This is a genomic window from Acetatifactor sp., from assembly GCF_982438285.1.
In genome coordinates this window covers 1-17,569 of record NZ_CEWDFQ010000019.1, presented here as the reverse complement: position 1 = coordinate 17,569, position 17,569 = coordinate 1, and the positions used below count along the sequence as shown (strand labels likewise).

Sequence of the window (17,569 nt, the reverse complement as noted above, 5' to 3'; positions counted from 1 at the left end):
TCAATGGTCGGTCCCTCCGGGCAGAAATGGTAGGGGGCGTCCACATGGGTGCCGTTGTGGGCGCACATGGAAAATGCCGTAAGATTACAGGCGTCTCCCTTTTCCATGGATAAAAGGCTTTCCCTTGCAGGCGACGGATCTCCTGGATAAACCCGGCTTCCAAATACCTCCTGTGAAATATCGTATATCTGCATCCCTGCCCTCCTATTTCCTTTTCCCGGTTTTCCGATGCTTTCCCGATACCAGATCATAGCTCTCCCCAATCATCCGCTTTATGTCCTTCTCGGGTATGGTGCCGTCCAAGATCAAAGTGTTCCAGTGCTCCTTGTTTTGATGATATCCCGGGATCACCGATGGGTATATCTGTCTCCAGAAATCCCTCCACTGGGGGTCCACCTTCACATTAACCCGCAGCTGTCCTCCATACACATAAGTCCACAGAAAGGCTTTTTTATTTTTCCGACAGCGCACCAGCACCCAGTTATCATCGTGAAAAGGCTTATCCACATAGGTCTCAGGAAAAGTGAGGCCATAGGCCAATACCTGTTGTCTTGTGGTCATACAGACTCCCTCCATCTGCAGGCTGATTCCGGCAGCTTCCTGAAAAGAAACGCCCTTCCCCATCTGCGGAGAAAGGCGCCCCTTCGTCTGATCAGCCGCATGCGGCGATCCTTTATCTTTTGTATGCACCAAGTATAGCATAGGCCTAAACAAATTTCCAGAAAAATTCACAAATTCCTACAGAATACTCCAAATGACATCCGGGGCAGAATCTGATATACTATAAATATAACTTTGAAGCTAAGAAGAATGAAAGCCTGCCGCAGGGCAGACGCTTCCCTAACAATTCCAACCATTTATGGCCAAGCCCTTTTGGCCTCAATATCTTTATAAAAATAAGGAGGACATCTACATGAGATTGAAAAGTAAGGTTGCCATCATCACCGGAGGAAGCCGTGGAATCGGCTTTGCCACCGCAGAGAGGTTTCTACAGGAGGGGGCTGTGGTTATTCTTGCCGCCAGCACCCAGGCGTCTGCAGACCGGGCGGTAGAACGACTGCGGGAAAAGTATCCCGACGCTGTTGTGGACGGAATCAGTCCGAATCTGGCAAGCCTGGAAGCTGTGCGGGAAGTCTTTGGAGCGATAAACGCCAGATACGGCTGTATTGATATTCTGGTAAACAACGCCGGTATTTCCGACAGCACCCCTTTTACAGATTACACTGAGGAGATTTTCGACAAGGTAATGGACCTGAATCTAAAGGGCGTATTCAACGCCTCTTTAGCAGCCGTGCCCTACATGGTTTCCCGCAAAAGCGGCGTAATTCTTTCCACGTCCTCCATGGTCAGTATTTCCGGCCAGCCAGGCGGCATAGCCTATCCCTCTTCCAAATTTGCCGTCAACGGTTTCACCCTCTCCCTGGCTAGAGAGCTTGGCCCCAAAGGAATCCGGGTTAATGCGGTGGCTCCCGGCATTACCGAAACCGACATGATGAAAGCGGTTCCAAAAGAAGTGATTGAGCCTATGATAAAGCAGATTCCTCTGGGCCGCCTTGGACAGCCCGAGGATATCGCAAATGCCTTTGTCTTTTTGGCCTCCGATGAGGCCTCCTACATTACCGGCGTTGTGCTCAGCGTGGACGGAATGGCCAGGGTATAGCCTCCCTTTCAAAAGGGCTTTATCTCAAACAGCTTTACACTATGGGGCATAAGAGCCGAGCGAAGCACATTCTCTTCGTCAGGCTCTGCCGCCCGGTCTTCCCAGACCTCTCTGATTGCCGCACCGGAACCAATCCCCACAAAGGCCAGGTCCGTTGCGGCAGTAAGAGGCTCTTCTCCCACATTAAACTGGGCCACATAGGTTTCACCGTCACACCCATTTGCCACCCACACGATTTCATTTCCCCTTCTGTAAACCTCTCTGCCCGCATGGCCCTGCTGATTAATTTTGATCAGCGTCTCGTTTTGCATCAGGGATAGGGTAAACGCATCGTTATCTGTCATGTCGCCGCCAAACATAAGCGGTGACCGGAACATACACCACAGCGTAAACAGTACCTTCTGCTCCTCTTTGGTAAAGCGGGTTCTCCGATCGCCCCCATGGGAACGGATTCCGATTCTTCCCAAGGGCAGCATATCACAGTCCGGAAAGCCTCCCCGTCCCACATACGCAAACCAGTCCCTGCAATAATCAAACATTTTCCTAAGCTGTTCCCAGCTGTCCCAAAAATCGTCGGTCATCCGCCACATATGCGCATTCTCGTGCAGATGAAGGGCCTCCTTCAAGGGGGCTTCTCCCGGAGACAGTGAGAGAAGCATCTGCCTGCCGCTGTTTTGTATGGCCCTTTGCAAGGCTTCTATTTCCGCCTTATGGTATGGCCTTGCCATATCGTCCGCCTTTATGAAATCAACTCCCCAGCTGGCGTACAGGGAAACGATAGAATCATAATAGGCCTGGGCTCCGTCTCTAGTCATGTCCACACCGCACATATCGTCATTCCACAGGCACACACTGCCCAGATCGGCAATTTCCGCCGCAGTGTGCGTGGTACCCAGGATTCGGCTGTTTTGCCGCACTGCCTGTCTGGGAATGCCTCTTAAAATATGTATTCCGAATTTCAGCCCGAGACTGTGCACAAAGTCTGCAAGAGGCTGAAAGCCTCTGCCGCCTTCGGCCGACCAAAAACGGTTGGGGGCGGGAAGCAGCCTTGCATATTCATCCATGATAAGCTCTGCATTCTTGTTGTAGTCCGCTCCTGCGGCATTTGGCTCATACCACTGAATGTCCACAACCACATACTCCCACCCGAACTGCTTTAGATTTGCCGCCATATATTCTGCATTGCGCCGCACCTCTTCCTCCGTTACGCTTGCCCCATAGCAGTCCCAGCTGTTCCAGCCCATAGGCGGTTTGGTCAAATATGCTTTCATGCCTTTTGTCCCATTTCCTTTCGCTTTTTCTCGGATGCTTCGATCTCTAAAAGCTTCTGATCAAAAATAGCCTCCTCCACAACCTGAATGCACTCCTCTGTGTGCTTCTTTATATCGTTTCCCCAAAATCTGATTACCGTCCAGCCTCTGAACAATAATTGTTTATTTACCTGGTCATCCCGTTCTCTGTTTTTTGATATTTTGCTGATCCAGTACTGGCTGTTATTGCTTTTTTCCAGCCTTGGCTTTAAAACCTCCCAATTCCTTCCGTGAAAAAATTCCCCGTCACAGAAAATGGCGATTTTATATTTTGTGATTGCAATGTCAGGCTTTCCCGGCAGAGCCTGAAAATTTTTTCTATAACGGATTCCCTTTTTCCATAAGGCTTTCCGCAAAAGCACCTCAATAGCAGTATCCTTTGATTTAATATTCTGCATATTTTTGTGCCGCTGCGCACGTGTAAGATTATCCAATCTACCACCTTCCTTCCGGGAACAGGTCTTCTGTACGTTTCCATTTTATTATATCCGTTCTTTTATCCGCTCACAACCTTTACTTTGGGAATCTCACAAAGATATCTTCCCTGCTCTCCCGATATTTGATATACTTAGCTCGGCACACTTTCAAATATGGGATGGAGATTAGTATGGAACAAATTCTTGTTGTGGAGGATGATCTGGCGCTGAGCACAGGTCTTTGTTTTGAATTAGATGCGGCGGGCTATGCTTCCCTGCCTGCATATAACTGTGCCAAGGCACGCTATTTCCTTGCAAAACACCAGCCCGGGCTGGTGCTTTTGGATGTAAATCTTCCTGATGGCAATGGTTTTGCGCTCTGTAGGGAAATCAAGACCCAAAGGCCCGAGCTGCCGGTTATTTTTCTGACTGCCAACGATCTGGATGAGGATGTGTTGAATGGTTTCGATATGGGGGCGGAGGACTATGTGACAAAGCCCTTCCATATGCAGATTTTGCTCAAACGGATTCAGGTGGCTATGCGCCGCGCAGGACAGCCCAAAAAGCCCGGGGCAGACTGCTGGAGCGATGGCTATTTATCCCTGGACTTTTCTGCTCTCACCGCCAAACGAGGCAGTGAAACCCTGGTCATCACCCCGAATGAATACAAGCTGCTGAAGCTTTTGACCGATCATGCCGGCCGCATCCTGACCCGGCAGGTTTTACTGGACCGCCTGTGGGACAATGCAGGAAACTTTATCGACGACCACACGCTCACCGTCACCATGAACCGTCTGCGCACCAAAATTGAAGATGATGCCCATACCTACATCAAAACGGTGCGGGGAATGGGGTATCTCTGGACAGGAGGTTCCAAATGAAGCATCGCAGCATGACCATTATGGGCTTTGGCATGGTTCTTTTGTCGGCGGCGCTGTTTGCCGCCTTGTTATGGCTTTTGTGGGAGACCGTCCCCCTGGCGGCGGTGCGCTGGGCCATCTTAGCTTTGTGCGGCGCCATTTATGCTGTAGTGGGCCTCTGGGCATGGTATCAACGCCGTCAGGTAAGCCTGTTTGCAGATGATCTGTGTGAAACCCTGGACGCCCTGATGTCAGGCCGCCAGCCGGAGGGCTATCAGCCTTATGAGGACAGTCTCACCGCCAAGGTACAGGGCAAGCTGATGCAGTATTTCGACATTATGAGCGAGGGCAAGCGCCAGAGCCTGCGGGACAAGGAGACCATCCAGGGACTGGTCAGCGATATCTCCCACCAGGTCAAGACTCCCATCGCCAATATCAAAATGTTTACCGGTATTTTGCAAAAGCACCAGCTGCCCCCGGAGAAACAGGCCCAGTTTCTGGGCACCATGGAGGAGCAGATCGACAAGCTGGATTTTCTCATGCAGTCTCTGATCAAAATGTCCCGGCTGGAGACGGGCACCTTCACCCTTCACATGAAGGAAGCGCCTCTGTCCGATACCATCGCCCAGGCCATGAGCACAGTGTGGGCCAAGGCGGAAGAAAAGGACATTCTGCTCACTGCAGACTGCGACAGCGCCATTACCGTTTGTCACGATCCCAAGTGGACGGCGGAGGCTTTAGGCAACATTCTGGACAATGCCATAAAGTACACTGCCTGCGGCGGCAGGGTCTCAGTGTCCGTGCTTCCCTGGCAGTTCTACACCCGGGTGGACATCACCGACACCGGCATAGGTATCCCCAAGGAGCAGTATAACCATATTTTCCAGCGTTTTTACCGGGCGCCCCAGGCCGCCGCACAGGAAGGCGTAGGACTGGGGCTGTATCTGGCAAACGGGATTATCACAAGGCAGAAGGGATATATCAGTGTAAAATCAAAGGTTGGTCAAGGAACCACCTTTTCCGTTTATCTTTTAAGCTAAGGAATTGTGAAACTCGCTCCTTGGGATCAGAAACCAGGCGTAATAACCAAAATAAGGGTGACTAGCCACTGCTTCGGAACCCGTTTTTGGTTATTACGACCAGGTTCGTGATTTCGTCAGCGAGTTTCACAATTACCTATTATCTTGTAAGCGAGGAATCATCCAATGGACATTGTAACCGTACATAATCTGAAAAAATACTTCGGGAAGGGGCAGACCCAGGTCAAGGCCTTAGACGGCATCGACTTATGCCTTGAAAAGGGCAAATTTACTGCTATCATCGGGGCCTCCGGCTCTGGAAAGACAACACTGTTAAATATGATCGGCGGCATGGACACTCCCGATCAGGGCGAGATCATCGTAGACGGTGTGAACCTGCGCGGCTTAAAGGAAAAGGAGCTGGCAGTGTTCCGCCGCAGCAAGGTGGGCTTTGTATACCAAAATTTCAATCTGGTTCCCACCCTGACCATAAAGGAGAATATTCTGTTTCCCTTAAGTCTGGCAGGCAGCACCCCCGACCCGGCATTTTTTACCGAGATCGTCCATATGCTCCATTTAGAAGAACGGCTGGACGCCTACCCTGGAGAGCTTTCCGGCGGCGGGCAGCAGCGGGCTGCCATTGCCCGGGCGCTGATCGGAAAACCAGCCATTTTGCTTGCTGATGAGCCCACCGGAAATCTGGACTCTAAGACCGGCCAGAACGTGCTGGGTCTTTTGCGGCTGTCGGTGGAAACCTACCACCAGACGCTGGTGATGATCACCCACAACCTGGAGCTGGCCCAGATGGCCCACCGGGTCGTCCGCATCGAGGACGGCCGCATCTGCGGATAGGGAGGGTCTGATATGCTTGCAAATAACAATCTGAAAATCTGCCGCACACTGGTAAAACGGGATTTTCGGTTTCACCGGATAAAAAACCTCATTTTGATTCTGGCCGCAGCGTTGGTTACAGGCCTGTATACCTTTGTCTTTTTGCTGGGCAATGCAGTTGAAAATGGCTTTCTGCTAAACTACCAATACACCTACGGCTCCACCAGCCATATTCTCTACACCGGGCTCACACAGCATCAGGCCGATCTTCTGTCCCAGCATGGGAACGTAAAAAGCGCCGTGCAGCTAAACACCATAGGCAGCCTGTCGGACCCTATGATAGGCCAGAGATCCGTAAAGCTTGCGGTGACCGACAGAGACTATGCCCAGACGGTGCTGTCGCTGCCCACCACCGGCCGTCTGCCGGAAAAGCCGGGGGAGATCGCATTGGATGAATTCACCATGGGTTCGCTGGGGGTTTTATATGAAATCGGCGCACCTGTCACGCTGCAGTGGACGGACCCCCAGGGCAGTGTCCACACAGACGAATTTACCCTGTGCGGCTGGTGGAGCAGCCCGACCAACTTTTCCGAGGCCTGCGCCTGGATCAGCCCAGAGACAGCTGCCAAGCTGGTTCCCGGCTATAACGACGAAAGCTCCCCAAATATCACTCTGGGCGTCACACTGCATCAGCCCCGTAACTTGGAGCAGCAGGCTGCCCAGATGCTGGCAGATCAGGGGCTGCCTGAAATTTCCTATACCACCAACCTGGCCTACAATGAGGCCCGGAAAGAACAGGCCTTTTACCAGTCCAAGCGTTTTTACACACCTGCGGCGCTGGTGCTGGTATGCGGTTTTTTCATGATTTATGGCAATCATCCACGTAGCTGCAAAGCAGGACCGGACCTTTTTTGCCGGGCTGAAGGCTCAGGGCATGACGCCCCGCCAGATCAGGCGCTATCTTCTGGAAAAGGGCCTTGCCGTCACTTTTCTTAGCCTGCTTCCTGGATTTTTCCTTGGCTTTCTTCTGAATCTGGCTGTCACTGGCAGGATTATCACAGGCATGGAGCAAAACCCTAGCCTTTATTTTCTGAACTGGCCCCCCTTTGCAGGCGCTTTGCTTTGTACCTTAGGCACTGTGTTGCTTTCCTATCTTCTGCCCACGCTCCGGTTAGCCTCCATGACCCCGGCCCAGACCCTGCGTGACAGCGCGCCCTTGAAAAGGCGCAGACACCCTAAAGGCCACGGGCTGGTCACTCTGCCCCGGCTTGCCCTCCGCACCCTGGGCTGCAGCAAAGGCTCCACTGTCTTTTCGGTGGTTATTATGCTTTTATCCATTTTGCTTCTCACCTCTGTGTGGATGCAGTATGTCAGCCTGCAGGAGGATTTATATCTGGCCGCCATGTCACCCTGGGATTATTCCATTGCCGACGGGTCGGCTGCCATGTCCATACAGCAGTACAACCAAAACAGCCAGGCCATTACAGAGGAAATGGTGGAGGATATCCGCCAAAGGCCTGAGGTCACCTCTGTCAGCGCCCTGAAAACCAGGGAAATTCCCCTGACTGCCTCAAAAGAGCTGCAACAGCGCATAGCAGCTTACTACGATCAGCCCTACGATGAAACCATGACCCTTCGTGACACGCAGGCAGCCTTCCCCAACTGGATCGCCGGGCTGGACCGTATTACGGAAAGCGGAGCCTACACTGCCGTTGTGATCGGCATAGAGGGGGATTATCTGGATTATGTGCTGGAAAACTGCCCCTTTACCAGCGGCTGTTTTGACAAGGAGGCCTTTTTGAGCGGAGACTATGTGATTGCAGGCGGCGCCTACTACGAGGGCGTCTCCTGTCTGGCCGCCGGAGAAACGCTAAAGCTGGAGGACCGCACCTTCCAAGTGATGGGGTCCATCATGCACGATACCTCTTATCTTTGCGGCTCCAACAGTACAGAGGCAGCCTTTGCCCTTTTCTATCTCCTGCCCCTGGATACCTTTTGTACCCTTTACCCGGAGCAGGGTTACCGCCAGCTGGCCGTAAATATCGACCACAGCAGGCAGGCTTCCTTTGAATCCTATCTGACTGCCTTTGAACAGGGTCTGAACCGGGGCATAAGCATCACCCTGCGCAGCGAATACCAGGAGAATTTCCGCAATGCCCGCCTGAACACCGTTTTGGTTCCCCTCATTGTGGGCCTGGTGCTGATGGGAATTGCTTTGTTAAATTTCCTGAACCTGCTGATTGCCAAAGCGGCAAGCCGCAGAAAAGAGTTTGCGGTCTATCAAAGCCTGGGCATGACAATTTCGCAGCTCAGGCAGCTGTTGCTGCTGGAAGGGGTGTTCTACGCCGCCCTGATGGCCCTGGTACTGCTGCCGGTGACGGCGTTGTTTGCCAAAGTGGTCATGCCAGGGGTCATCGCCCAGCTTTCCTGGGCTGCGGTATACACCTTTACCCTGACGCCTCTGTGGATTGCCCTGCCCGTGATTCTATTGCTGGCAGCAGCCACGCCTTTGACATGCCTGCATTTTGTCACCAAAGGAACCATTCAGATGCGGCTTGGCACAAGGGAGTAGGAAAGCCCCCTCTTTGCCCAATGTTACAAAAATGTACCTTTGCAGTGCCTTTACTGTAACATTGCCATGCTATCCTGTTTTTAAAGAAACATCTTGCAATATCATTGATGCAAAAACAGGAGGATAGGATCATGACAAGAGAAATCATTCTGCAGGCCCGCGGGCTGAAAAAATATTATGGCAGTGGAGAAACCCAGGTCCGCGCTCTGGACGGCGTAGATCTGGACATTGAGCGCGGCAAATTTACGGCCATCATCGGCACCTCCGGCTCCGGCAAATCCACTCTGTTAAATATGCTGGGCGGCCTGGATACGCCAAGCGCCGGGAGCATAAAAGTAGGGAATACACAGCTGGCAAGCCTTAACAGTGAACAGGCTACCATCTTTCGCCGCAAGCAGATCGGCTTTGTGTTCCAGAATTACAATCTTGTGCCGGTGTTAAACGTTTGGGAGAACATCATTTTCCCCATCTCTTTGGACGGACGAAAGCCGGACAAAAAGTTTATTCTCCAGATCGTAAGTCTTTTAGGGCTGGAAAAGAAGCTGGAGAGCCTGCCCGGCAGCCTCTCCGGCGGCCAGCAGCAGCGGGTAGCCATTGCCCGTGCCCTTGCCTCCAAGCCGTCCATTATCCTGGCCGACGAACCTACGGGAAATCTGGATTCCAAAACCAGCGACGATGTAATCGGCCTGTTAAAAATGACCAGCCAGGAATTTGACCAGACCATCGTAATGATCACCCACAATCCCGAAATAGCCGCTATGGCCGACCGGGTGATCCGCATTGAAGACGGACAGATTGTGATGCAGTAAGGAGGTATCGTCATGAAAAAGGAAAAAATATTTCGCCCCATCCCGGTACTCACCACACGAATGTTTCGGACAAACCGGGGCCGGAATGTGGTAGCCGTTCTGGCAATTATGCTGACCACTATGATGTTCTCCACCCTGTTCACCCTCACCCAGAGCTTAAGCCGCAATCTGGTGGAGATGACCTTCCGCCAGACCGGATACGACGCCCAGGCTTCCATCCGGGGGCTGACAGAAGCGCAGGCGGACACCATCGCCTCCTGCCCCCAGGTGGCCGAAATCGGCCAGAGCATTGTGCTGGGCCTGGCAGAAAATGACGCCCTGACCGGACAGTCAGTGGAAATCCGCTGGGCGGACGAAAGCTATGCCAGACATTCCTTCGCCTACCCTTCCACCGGACGGCTTCCGGAGACGGCAGACGAAATCGCCCTGGACACTCTTGTCCTTGACAGGCTGGGCATCCCTCATGAGCTGGGGCAGACCGTCACCCTTTCCTGGAGAAAGGACTTAAGCAGAGATGAAGTAACCACCACAAGCTTCACCCTCTGCGGCTTCTGGGAGGGCAACCGATCCAGCTATGCTTCCATGGCCTGGGTCAGCCGGGCCTATGCCGATGAAATGACAGGAGGCGTCCTGTCCTCTGACGAGAATCAGATTCTTGGTCTGTACATGATACAGGTAAGCCTTTTGACGGATCAGGACATTGAAGGAAGCATGGACCGCATCCTGGCAGACGCCGGTCTTTCCCATCTGGAATACAGCGTCAACCTGGCCTACTCCCCGGAAATGGGAGCCATGGCTGCTCAGGAGAGTCTGCCCATGTATCTGGGCATGGTGCTGGTATTTGTGGCAGGCTACCTGATCATCTATAATATTTTCCAGATCAGCGTCACCGCCGACGTGCAGTTTTACGGCAGGTTAAAAACCCTTGGCACTACTACTAAGCAGATCAGAAAGCTGGTTTACGGCCAGGCAAACCGACTGTGTATTCTGGGCATCCCCATAGGCCTGATTCTGGGCTGGCTGTCAGGGTTTGTGCTGGTTCCTGTGTTTATGGGCGCCATGGAGGGAAAGGCTGTGGTATCTGCCAGTCCTGTTATTTTTGTGGGCTCCGCCCTTTTTGCATGGGCAACGGTGCTGATCTCCTGCCTGCGTCCCGCAAGACTTGCGGGCAAGGTCTCGCCCATAGAGGCGCTGCGCATGAGCGACGCAGACACCAGCAGCAAGAAAAAACAAAAAAGGCATCTTGGCACCGCATCCTTACCTGCCATGGCCTGGGCCAATCTATGGCGCAACAAAAAACGCACCGTTACCGTAATCTGCTCCCTGACTCTGGGACTGGTGCTTTTAAGCTGCTTCTACGCAAAAAATGCAGCCTTTGACATGGAAAAGTATCTGGCTGCTTTGATTCTGGCGGACTTCGAGCTGTCTGACGCCACCAGCGAAGACTATATCAACAACTATGATCCCCACGGCACCACCCTGACAGACGCCTTGGTTTCCCAGCTGGAAAGCAAAGAGGGGGTGGAGGCTTCCGGCCGCCTGTACTCGGCTCAGATTCAGTGGCAGATGGATGCGGGTACGCTGCAAAATGTGGCAGCCTTCTACACCGAGGATAAGCTGACAGACTGGGAAAGCTACGATCCACAGGGGGCCCAGGCGCTGCGCAGCGCCCTGGAGGCCGGGGATGGCTCTGCTATCCTGTATGGCCTGGATGGGATTCCCCTGGATGCCATCACCCAAGACCAGTATGTGCTGGAAGGCAGCTTTGACGCCGCCGAATTTGCCAGCGGAAACTATGTGCTGGCCGTGGGCCCCAGCGTGGAATTGGGCGCAGAGTACCCGGTGCTGCCTACACCCTCTGTGGGAAGCACGGTGGAACTGAACGGACGCACATACACCGTGATGGCGGTGGTCTACCCCTTAAACCCGGTGACTCAGCTGACCGTGCAGCAGGGCGGGGGCGACAAATTCAGCCTGAGCTTTATCATCCCCACCGACACATTCCGCCAGCAGTGGCCGGATCACACCCTGCGCAAGCTGTTCCTCAATGTGGATGACGCCCACATCCACAGGGTGCAGGCGTTCCTGGATGACTATATGGCTGACACCGACCCCAGCCTGCCTGTGGCGTCCCGCCAGACCATGGCCAGTCAGTATCAGGCACAGACCCGCTCCTCCGCTGTGATGGGCAACGCCATCAGCATCATCATCGCATTAGTGGGCGTGCTTAACTTCGTCAATTCCATGGTGACGGCCATTCTTTCCCGCAAGCGTGAGTTTGCCGTGATTCAAAGCGTAGGCATGACCAAGCGCCAGCTAAGCCGGATGCTTACTGCGGAAGGGCTCTACTACGCAGCGCTCACCCTGGCCGCCTCCTATCTCATCAGCGCCCTGGCAGTGGGAATTGTGGTCCGGGCCATGGTGGAGGGGGGATTTACCACCTTTCGTTTTACCCTGCTGCCTTTGATGGTCTGCACACCTCTTCTGCTGCTCTTTGCCCTGCTGATTCCCTATCTTTGCTTCCGCAATCTGGAACGGCACAGCATTGTGGAGCGGCTGCGGATGGAATAAATCACTGCATCGCAAATATCACTGCTACCACAATGGCAGGCAGCACGTTGGCAACCCGTATGGTTTTGGGCCAGATCAGGTTTACACCCACGCACAAAATCAACACATTGCCCACTAAAGTAAGATTGCCCACAGCCCTTTGGGTCATAATGGGGGCCACTACTCTCGCAAGCAGGGTAATGGCCCCCTGAAAAGCTGTCACCGGTATTGCCGAGAAAATACACCCTTTCCCAAGAGAAGCCGTCATCATCATGATTATGATCAGGTCAAGGACTGCTTTTGCATACAAGGTATCATGGCTGCCGCTTATGCCGTCCTGAATGGCGCCTATGATAGCCATGGCCCCCACACATACGGTCAGGGAAGCCGAAACAAAAGCATCTATAAAATCGCCATCCTGCTGATTGCCCGTCTTATCCCGCAGCCATGCGCCGAAGCTTCCAAACCAATGGTCCAGATTCATCCATTCCCCAAGCAGCGCTCCCACTGCAAGGGATAGAATCATCATCATAGTGCCCTGGGTATCCAGGCTCCCGTTTAGCTTATCCTCCGCTGCCTGTATGTTTACCACCAGCATCTGAGACAGAACGCTCCCCAGCGCCATTACCATCACCGCAAACCCGATTGCCTTGGTAATGGTCTCCTGATATCTTTTCTGCAGAAATTTTCTGAAAATAAGTCCCATCAAGCCTCCGCCTATAATTGCGGCGGCATTTACCAGTGTCCCTAACCCTATCATATGTTGAAATCCTCTCCTGCTGCCAAATTTTAATATGCGTTATTCAGTATACCATAGACGCCTCTTCTTGGAAAGTTGCAAGATTCTTACTTTTATGCCTTGTGCTATTTGTCAAAACAAACCATAATAGAGCTGGAGGTGACAAAGAAATGAAGCGTATTTTCTTTGTGGAGGATGATTTGAGTTTGATCAACGGCTTGTCTTTTGCCCTCAAAAAGCAAGGGTACGACCTTGTCATTGCCAGGACAATGCTGGAAGCAGAAGCTCTATGGCCTGAGGGGAAATATGATTTGGTGATTCTGGACGTGTCCCTTCCCGACGGCTCCGGCTATGAATTGTGCAGAAAAATCCGTAGAACATCCAAGGTACCCATTATCTTTCTCACTGCGGCTGACGAGGAAACAGACATCATCATGGGACTTGACATAGGCGGCGACGATTATATCACTAAGCCCTTTAAGCTGGCAGTGTTTTTATCCAGAGTGAATGCTCTCCTTCGCAGAAGCGGTCACTTTAATCAGCCTGATACGGAATTAAACGGTAATGGTATCAAAGTGCAGCTTCTAAAGGGAGAGGTTTCTAAAAACGGAAAGCCGGTAGATTTAACGGCAGGTGAATATAAATTGCTTTGCCTGTTTATGGAAAACCCGGACATTGTTCTTTCACCAGAACAGATTTTGAGCAGGCTCTGGGACTGCGATGAAAATTATATCGACGGCAATACCCTGACGGTCTATATCCGCAGACTTCGGATGAAAATTGAGGATGATCCCAAAAATCCCAAACATATCGTGACAGTCCGACGCATGGGCTACAAATGGAATTCCTTGGATTGAGGTAAAATGCGTTATGAAAATATTGGTAAACGAAAAAATCAAGCGTCTTTTTGTCCTGGTGCTGCTGTCCATGGCAGTCTTTACCCTGCTCTCCGCAGCCTTTGCCGCATGGAAGCCGGAAAATGCAGCATGGTGCATAATGGTCTTTTGTGTGATCATGGAGCTTTTGATCCTGGCCGCCATGTACCTGTATTTCAGAGATCAGAGCCAAACCATAGAGCATGCCATAGCACAAATCAAAGCATACATTTCGGGAAATTATAAGGCACGGATTTCCTGTGACTGCGAGGGGGAGCTTTATCGCTTGTTCCACGAGATCAATTCTCTGGCTTCCATCCTAAACGCCCATGCAGAAAATGAGAAAAGGGCAAAGGGCTTTTTAAAGGATACCATATCTGATATTTCCCACCAGCTGAAAACACCGTTGGCCGCCTTGAACGTCTATAATGGGATTATGCAGGAGGAGGCAGAGGATGCGCCAGCAGTCAGGGAGTTTGCGGACCTTTCCGAAAAGGAGCTGGATCGGATAGATACACTTGTGCAAAGCCTTTTGAAAATCACAAAGCTGGACGCCGGAACCATGGTACTGGAAAAGACAGAGGAAAAGGTATCCGAGATGATGCGCCAGCTGGAAGGGCATTTTGCATATCAGGCAAGGCAGGAGGGAAAGCTTCTGTCCTTTTTGGGCAGTGACAAGGTTACCCTGTTGTGCGATGGAGCCTGGCTTGAAGAAGCGGTGGGCAATATCCTGAAAAACGCCTTCGACCATACCGGGAAGGGGGATGCCATCCGTATTACCTGGCAAAAGTACGCATCTCTTGTCCAAATTGTAGTAAGCGACAGCGGAAGCGGCATCCACCCGGAGGATTTACCTCACATTTTCAAAAGATTTTACCGCAGCCGCTTTTCCAAAGACACACAAGGGATCGGGCTGGGGCTTTCTCTGGCAAAGGCCATTGTGGAAGCCCATAACGGAACCATCGAGGTGGACAGTGTATTGGGCCGGGGCACCACCTTTACAATCAATTTCCTGATTCCTACAAAATTGTAGGCTGCATGTCATGCTGCTGTAGGATTAACGTGTTACGCTTTTTTCAGCAAGACAGAAAGAGGTGGAAAACCCAATGAATTTATTAGAGGTTAAAAACGTTTCAAAAACCTATGGGAGCGGCGAAGCCGCCGTACACGCATTGAAGGAGGTTACCTTTTCCGTTCCCAAGGGTGAATTTGCAGCCATTGTGGGAGAGTCCGGCTCCGGAAAAAGCACGCTGCTTCATATGATCGGCGCGCTGGATACCCCTACTTCCGGCAAGGTATTGATCGACGGCAGGGATATTTTTGCCATGAAAGAGCGAAACCTGACCATATTCCGGCGCAGAAATATGGGCTTCATCTTTCAGAGCTTTCATCTGATTCCGGAATTGACCGTTGCACAAAACATCATCTTCCCGGTACTGCTTGACTATCAGAAACCGGACAAAAAGTATTTGGAGGAATTGCTTACTATACTGAATTTGCAAGACAGACGAAGCCATCTGCCCAGCCAGCTCTCCGGCGGCCAGCAGCAGCGCGTGGCAATCGGCCGGGCTTTGATGACACGGCCCGCCCTGATTCTTGCCGACGAGCCCACCGGTAATCTTGACACCCACAACACCAGCGAGGTGATTGCTTTGCTGAAGGAAGCCTCAAGAAAATATGAGCAGACCATTATCATGATTACACACAGCAGAAGCATCGCGCAGGCCGCAGACCGGATCCTTCAAGTGTCCGACGGTGTATTGACAGATTTCGGGAGGTGCCGCGAATGAAAAGCTACCTTGACCTGATTCCCATTTCCGCAAAGGTACACAGGCGACAGAACCGGATGACGCTTTTGTGCATTATCCTTTCCGTATTCATGGTAACCACCGTGTTCAGCATGGCCGAGATGGGCGCCAGAATGGAGCAGGAAAGACTGCTTCAAAAGCACGGAAGCTTATCCCTGGGAGAGCTGTTTGACAGCGCAATGGGGCAGTCCCTTTTGCTGACTGCCGGGGTATTATTTGTACTGATCCTGATTGCGGGCGTATTGATGATTTCCAGCAGCATCAACAGCAGCGTGGCCCAGAAAACAAAGTTTTTCGGAATGATGCGCTGTATCGGAATGAGTAAACAGCAGATCATCCGCTTTGTGAGATTGGAAGCCCTAAACTGGTGCAAAACGGCAGTTCCCATCGGCCTCGCCCTTGGAATGACTGCCACCTGGGGGCTGTGCGCCGCTCTTCGTTTTCTTGTAGGCGAAGAATTCTCCCATATTCCTCTTTTCGGCGTAAGCGCCCTGGGGCTTGTAAGCGGTATTGTGACGGGCGTTTTGGCCGTGCTGATCGCCGCAAGGTCTCCTGCCAGGAAAGCAGCAGGCGTTTCTCCCATTACAGCGGTTTCCGGAAATGTCCAAAGCGCCAGGGCCATACGTCATGGCGCAAAGACAGGCTTTTTCAAGATTGAAACAGCCCTGGGCGTCCACCACGCTGTTTCTGCAAAGAAAAACCTGATTCTGATGACCGGCTCCTTTGCCCTGAGCATTATTTTGTTTTTCAGTTTTTCTGTTTTGGTGGATTTTGTGGGATATCTCATGCCCCAGTCCGCCGCAGCCTCCCACATTGATATTTCCAGCGGCGACGGCACCAATTCCATTCCCTGGGAATTGGCTGACACAATCCGGGGTATGGAGGGCGTAAAACGTGTCTATGGCCGCCAAAGCTGCTTTGATGTTCCCGCAGAGGGAATGGATGCCGCCGTTGTCTCCGGCTCCATTGACCTGGTTTCCTTCGATGATTTTGATTTGGACTGTCTAAAAAAGGACGGCCTTCTACAAAGAGGCAGCACTCTCTCAAAGGTCTATGGAGACAGCAGTTATGCGCTGGCAGCCTGGGATCAGAATAGTTCCTGGAAAATGGGCGATACCATCCGGATAGGAAATGAGACGCTTGAGATTGCGGGGCTTTTGAAATATGATCCCTTCAGCAGCGACGGCCTTACAAACGGCAGGCTTACACTGATTGTTTCCAGAGAAACCTTTGCCCGCTTAACAGGAGTGACGGACTATTCACTTCTTATGATACAGACTGCAAATGACGTGACAGACGGGGATGTGGAGGCTATCCGCAGCGCGGCAGGCAGCGAATATGGATTTCAGGACAAGAGAGACCAGAGCACCGCCGGCACTTATTTTGCATTTGTATACTGTGTATATAGCTTTTTAACAATTATTGCCCTGGTGACGGTGTTGAACATTGTCAACAGTATTTCCATGAGTGTTTCCGCCAAGATAAGGCAATACGGCGCAATGCGGGCGGTGGGAATGGATGGAGGACAGATCCTCAAAATGATTGCCGCCGAAGCGTTTACCTATGCCCTTTTGGGCTGTGCAATAGGCTGCGCAGCCGGCCTGGCACTGAACAGGCTCCTCTATGATTTTCTCATTGCCAGTCGTTTTGCCTATGCGGCTTGGAGCCTGCCTGCAGCTTCCCTGGCAGTGATCCTGCTGTTTGTGATTTCTGCCGCAGCGGCAGCCGTTTATGCTCCGGCAGAAAGAATACGGCATATGTCCGTAACAGAAACAATAAACGAAATGTAGGAAAGAGGCTGTCTATTGCCAGACAGCCCCTTCTTATCCTCTCCCTGTGTCAGCGGGCCGGAGCAAGGGACTGCTCCAGCTCGGTTATCTGACCGAAGCCGTTTATTTCAATATCATACCAGCTGTTGCCGTTGACAATGGTATAGCTGTATTCATTCCAAAGGCCCTCGCTGCTGATTTCCTGAGAAATGATTTCTCCCCCGCCAGTCTGATTCAAAGCGATTTCCTGGGCCTTGGCAGCGTCAACTCGAAGTACCGATACTGCGATAAATCCGATCACTGCAAGCACGGCCACTGCTCCTGCTACAATTCCTATTATTCCTGCCACAC

At 52.0% G+C, this 17,569-nt stretch carries 18 protein-coding genes; 12 read left to right on the top strand and 6 right to left on the bottom strand.

The window, feature by feature from the left end; translation table 11 throughout:
* Both AC1WIP_RS01990 and AC1WIP_RS01985 read right to left on the bottom strand, forming a co-directional pair.
* The coding region (locus tag AC1WIP_RS01990) for a cyclase family protein (RefSeq protein ID WP_481140233.1) at positions 1-194 on the bottom strand (194 nt) is incomplete at its 3' end.
* 10 nt (positions 195-204) lie between these two features.
* Positions 205-561 (bottom strand): MmcQ/YjbR family DNA-binding protein, encoded by a 357-nt coding sequence (locus AC1WIP_RS01985; RefSeq protein WP_481140235.1) that lies wholly within the window; start codon positions 559-561, stop codon positions 205-207.
* 352 nt (positions 562-913) lie between these two features.
* Here AC1WIP_RS01985 and AC1WIP_RS01980 point away from each other — a divergent pair, with 352 nt between their 5' ends.
* Positions 914-1,660: an SDR family NAD(P)-dependent oxidoreductase gene (locus tag AC1WIP_RS01980; RefSeq protein WP_481140232.1), complete on the top strand. Its 747-nt coding sequence runs from the start codon at positions 914-916 to the stop codon at positions 1,658-1,660.
* Positions 1,661-1,668: 8 nt separating this feature from the next.
* On the opposite strand, the gene AC1WIP_RS01975 is transcribed toward AC1WIP_RS01980, so the two are convergent.
* Together AC1WIP_RS01975 and AC1WIP_RS01970 are read right to left on the bottom strand one after the other, a co-directional pair.
* Complete coding sequence (locus tag AC1WIP_RS01975; protein ID WP_481140231.1) at positions 1,669-2,931, bottom strand: glycoside hydrolase family 27 protein; 1,263 nt, start codon at positions 2,929-2,931, stop codon at positions 1,669-1,671.
* Entirely contained in the window at positions 2,928-3,404 is a 477-nt protein-coding gene (locus AC1WIP_RS01970) for a very short patch repair endonuclease (protein ID WP_481140230.1), read from the bottom strand. The genes AC1WIP_RS01975 and AC1WIP_RS01970 overlap by 4 nt, the downstream gene beginning before the upstream one ends.
* 173 nt (positions 3,405-3,577) lie before the next feature.
* On the opposite strand from AC1WIP_RS01970, the gene AC1WIP_RS01965 reads away from it, so the two are divergent.
* The 7 genes from AC1WIP_RS01965 (at position 3,578) to AC1WIP_RS01935 (ending at position 12,048) form a co-directional block, all read left to right on the top strand.
* Positions 3,578-4,267 carry a response regulator transcription factor gene (locus AC1WIP_RS01965; RefSeq protein WP_481140229.1) on the top strand — a complete coding sequence of 230 codons (690 nt, stop codon included), beginning with the start codon at positions 3,578-3,580 and terminating at the stop codon, positions 4,265-4,267.
* Positions 4,264-5,286, top strand: coding sequence for a sensor histidine kinase (locus AC1WIP_RS01960; protein WP_481140228.1), 1,023 nt, complete (start codon positions 4,264-4,266; stop codon positions 5,284-5,286). The genes AC1WIP_RS01965 and AC1WIP_RS01960 overlap by 4 nt, the downstream gene beginning before the upstream one ends.
* A 165-nt stretch (positions 5,287-5,451) precedes the next feature.
* Positions 5,452-6,117 carry an ABC transporter ATP-binding protein gene (locus AC1WIP_RS01955; RefSeq protein WP_481140227.1) on the top strand — a complete coding sequence of 222 codons (666 nt, stop codon included), beginning with the start codon at positions 5,452-5,454 and terminating at the stop codon, positions 6,115-6,117.
* Positions 6,118-6,129: 12 nt separating this feature from the next.
* Positions 6,130-7,092, top strand: a complete 963-nt coding sequence (locus tag AC1WIP_RS01950) for a hypothetical protein (RefSeq protein ID WP_481140226.1) — start codon at positions 6,130-6,132, stop codon at positions 7,090-7,092.
* Complete coding sequence (locus tag AC1WIP_RS01945) at positions 6,974-8,668, top strand: FtsX-like permease family protein (RefSeq protein WP_481140234.1); 1,695 nt, start codon at positions 6,974-6,976, stop codon at positions 8,666-8,668. The genes AC1WIP_RS01950 and AC1WIP_RS01945 overlap by 119 nt, the downstream gene beginning before the upstream one ends.
* 131 nt (positions 8,669-8,799) lie before the next feature.
* The gene (locus AC1WIP_RS01940; protein ID WP_481140225.1) at positions 8,800-9,477 is read left to right on the top strand and encodes an ABC transporter ATP-binding protein; all 678 of its coding nucleotides are present in this window, start codon (positions 8,800-8,802) and stop codon (positions 9,475-9,477) included.
* 12 nt (positions 9,478-9,489) lie between these two features.
* On the top strand, positions 9,490-12,048 hold the full coding sequence (locus tag AC1WIP_RS01935) for an ABC transporter permease (protein WP_481140224.1): 2,559 nt from the start codon (positions 9,490-9,492) through the stop codon (positions 12,046-12,048).
* Position 12,049: 1 nt separating this feature from the next.
* Here AC1WIP_RS01935 and AC1WIP_RS01930 read toward each other — a convergent pair whose 3' ends face one another.
* Positions 12,050-12,787, bottom strand: a complete 738-nt coding sequence (locus tag AC1WIP_RS01930) for a DUF554 domain-containing protein (protein ID WP_481140223.1) — start codon at positions 12,785-12,787, stop codon at positions 12,050-12,052.
* Positions 12,788-12,936: 149 nt separating this feature from the next.
* On the opposite strand from AC1WIP_RS01930, the gene AC1WIP_RS01925 reads away from it, so the two are divergent.
* The 4 genes from AC1WIP_RS01925 (at position 12,937) to AC1WIP_RS01910 (ending at position 17,239) form a co-directional block, all read left to right on the top strand.
* Positions 12,937-13,623 carry a response regulator transcription factor gene (locus AC1WIP_RS01925; protein WP_481140222.1) on the top strand — a complete coding sequence of 229 codons (687 nt, stop codon included), beginning with the start codon at positions 12,937-12,939 and terminating at the stop codon, positions 13,621-13,623.
* Between the two features lie 13 nt (positions 13,624-13,636).
* Positions 13,637-14,674: a sensor histidine kinase gene (locus tag AC1WIP_RS01920; RefSeq protein ID WP_481140221.1), complete on the top strand. Its 1,038-nt coding sequence runs from the start codon at positions 13,637-13,639 to the stop codon at positions 14,672-14,674.
* Between the two features lie 73 nt (positions 14,675-14,747).
* Positions 14,748-15,431 carry an ABC transporter ATP-binding protein gene (locus tag AC1WIP_RS01915; protein ID WP_481140220.1) on the top strand — a complete coding sequence of 228 codons (684 nt, stop codon included), beginning with the start codon at positions 14,748-14,750 and terminating at the stop codon, positions 15,429-15,431.
* Complete coding sequence (locus AC1WIP_RS01910; protein WP_481140219.1) at positions 15,428-17,239, top strand: ABC transporter permease; 1,812 nt, start codon at positions 15,428-15,430, stop codon at positions 17,237-17,239. Before AC1WIP_RS01915 ends, AC1WIP_RS01910 begins: the two co-directional genes overlap by 4 nt.
* A gap of 49 nt (positions 17,240-17,288) precedes the next feature.
* On the opposite strand, the gene AC1WIP_RS01905 is transcribed toward AC1WIP_RS01910, so the two are convergent.
* Positions 17,289-17,569 (bottom strand): hypothetical protein (locus AC1WIP_RS01905; protein ID WP_481140218.1); only part of this gene is annotated, 281 nt, incomplete at its 5' end.

What these genes read in the sequence shown, in the direction of transcription:
- AC1WIP_RS01985 (WP_481140235.1), bottom strand. Translation starts at nt 561, where the DNA reads ATGACCACAAGACAACAGGTATTGGCCTATGGCCTCACTTTTCCTGAG.
- AC1WIP_RS01980 (WP_481140232.1), top strand. Translation starts at nt 914, where the DNA reads ATGAGATTGAAAAGTAAGGTTGCCATCATCACCGGAGGAAGCCGTGGA.
- AC1WIP_RS01975 (WP_481140231.1), bottom strand. Translation starts at nt 2,931, where the DNA reads ATGAAAGCATATTTGACCAAACCGCCTATGGGCTGGAACAGCTGGGAC.
- AC1WIP_RS01965 (WP_481140229.1), top strand. Translation starts at nt 3,578, where the DNA reads ATGGAACAAATTCTTGTTGTGGAGGATGATCTGGCGCTGAGCACAGGT.
- AC1WIP_RS01960 (WP_481140228.1), top strand. Translation starts at nt 4,264, where the DNA reads ATGAAGCATCGCAGCATGACCATTATGGGCTTTGGCATGGTTCTTTTG.
- AC1WIP_RS01955 (WP_481140227.1), top strand. Translation starts at nt 5,452, where the DNA reads ATGGACATTGTAACCGTACATAATCTGAAAAAATACTTCGGGAAGGGG.
- AC1WIP_RS01950 (WP_481140226.1), top strand. Translation starts at nt 6,130, where the DNA reads ATGCTTGCAAATAACAATCTGAAAATCTGCCGCACACTGGTAAAACGG.
- AC1WIP_RS01940 (WP_481140225.1), top strand. Translation starts at nt 8,800, where the DNA reads ATGACAAGAGAAATCATTCTGCAGGCCCGCGGGCTGAAAAAATATTAT.
- AC1WIP_RS01935 (WP_481140224.1), top strand. Translation starts at nt 9,490, where the DNA reads ATGAAAAAGGAAAAAATATTTCGCCCCATCCCGGTACTCACCACACGA.
- AC1WIP_RS01930 (WP_481140223.1), bottom strand. Translation starts at nt 12,787, where the DNA reads ATGATAGGGTTAGGGACACTGGTAAATGCCGCCGCAATTATAGGCGGA.
- AC1WIP_RS01925 (WP_481140222.1), top strand. Translation starts at nt 12,937, where the DNA reads ATGAAGCGTATTTTCTTTGTGGAGGATGATTTGAGTTTGATCAACGGC.
- AC1WIP_RS01920 (WP_481140221.1), top strand. Translation starts at nt 13,637, where the DNA reads ATGAAAATATTGGTAAACGAAAAAATCAAGCGTCTTTTTGTCCTGGTG.
- AC1WIP_RS01915 (WP_481140220.1), top strand. Translation starts at nt 14,748, where the DNA reads ATGAATTTATTAGAGGTTAAAAACGTTTCAAAAACCTATGGGAGCGGC.
- AC1WIP_RS01910 (WP_481140219.1), top strand. Translation starts at nt 15,428, where the DNA reads ATGAAAAGCTACCTTGACCTGATTCCCATTTCCGCAAAGGTACACAGG.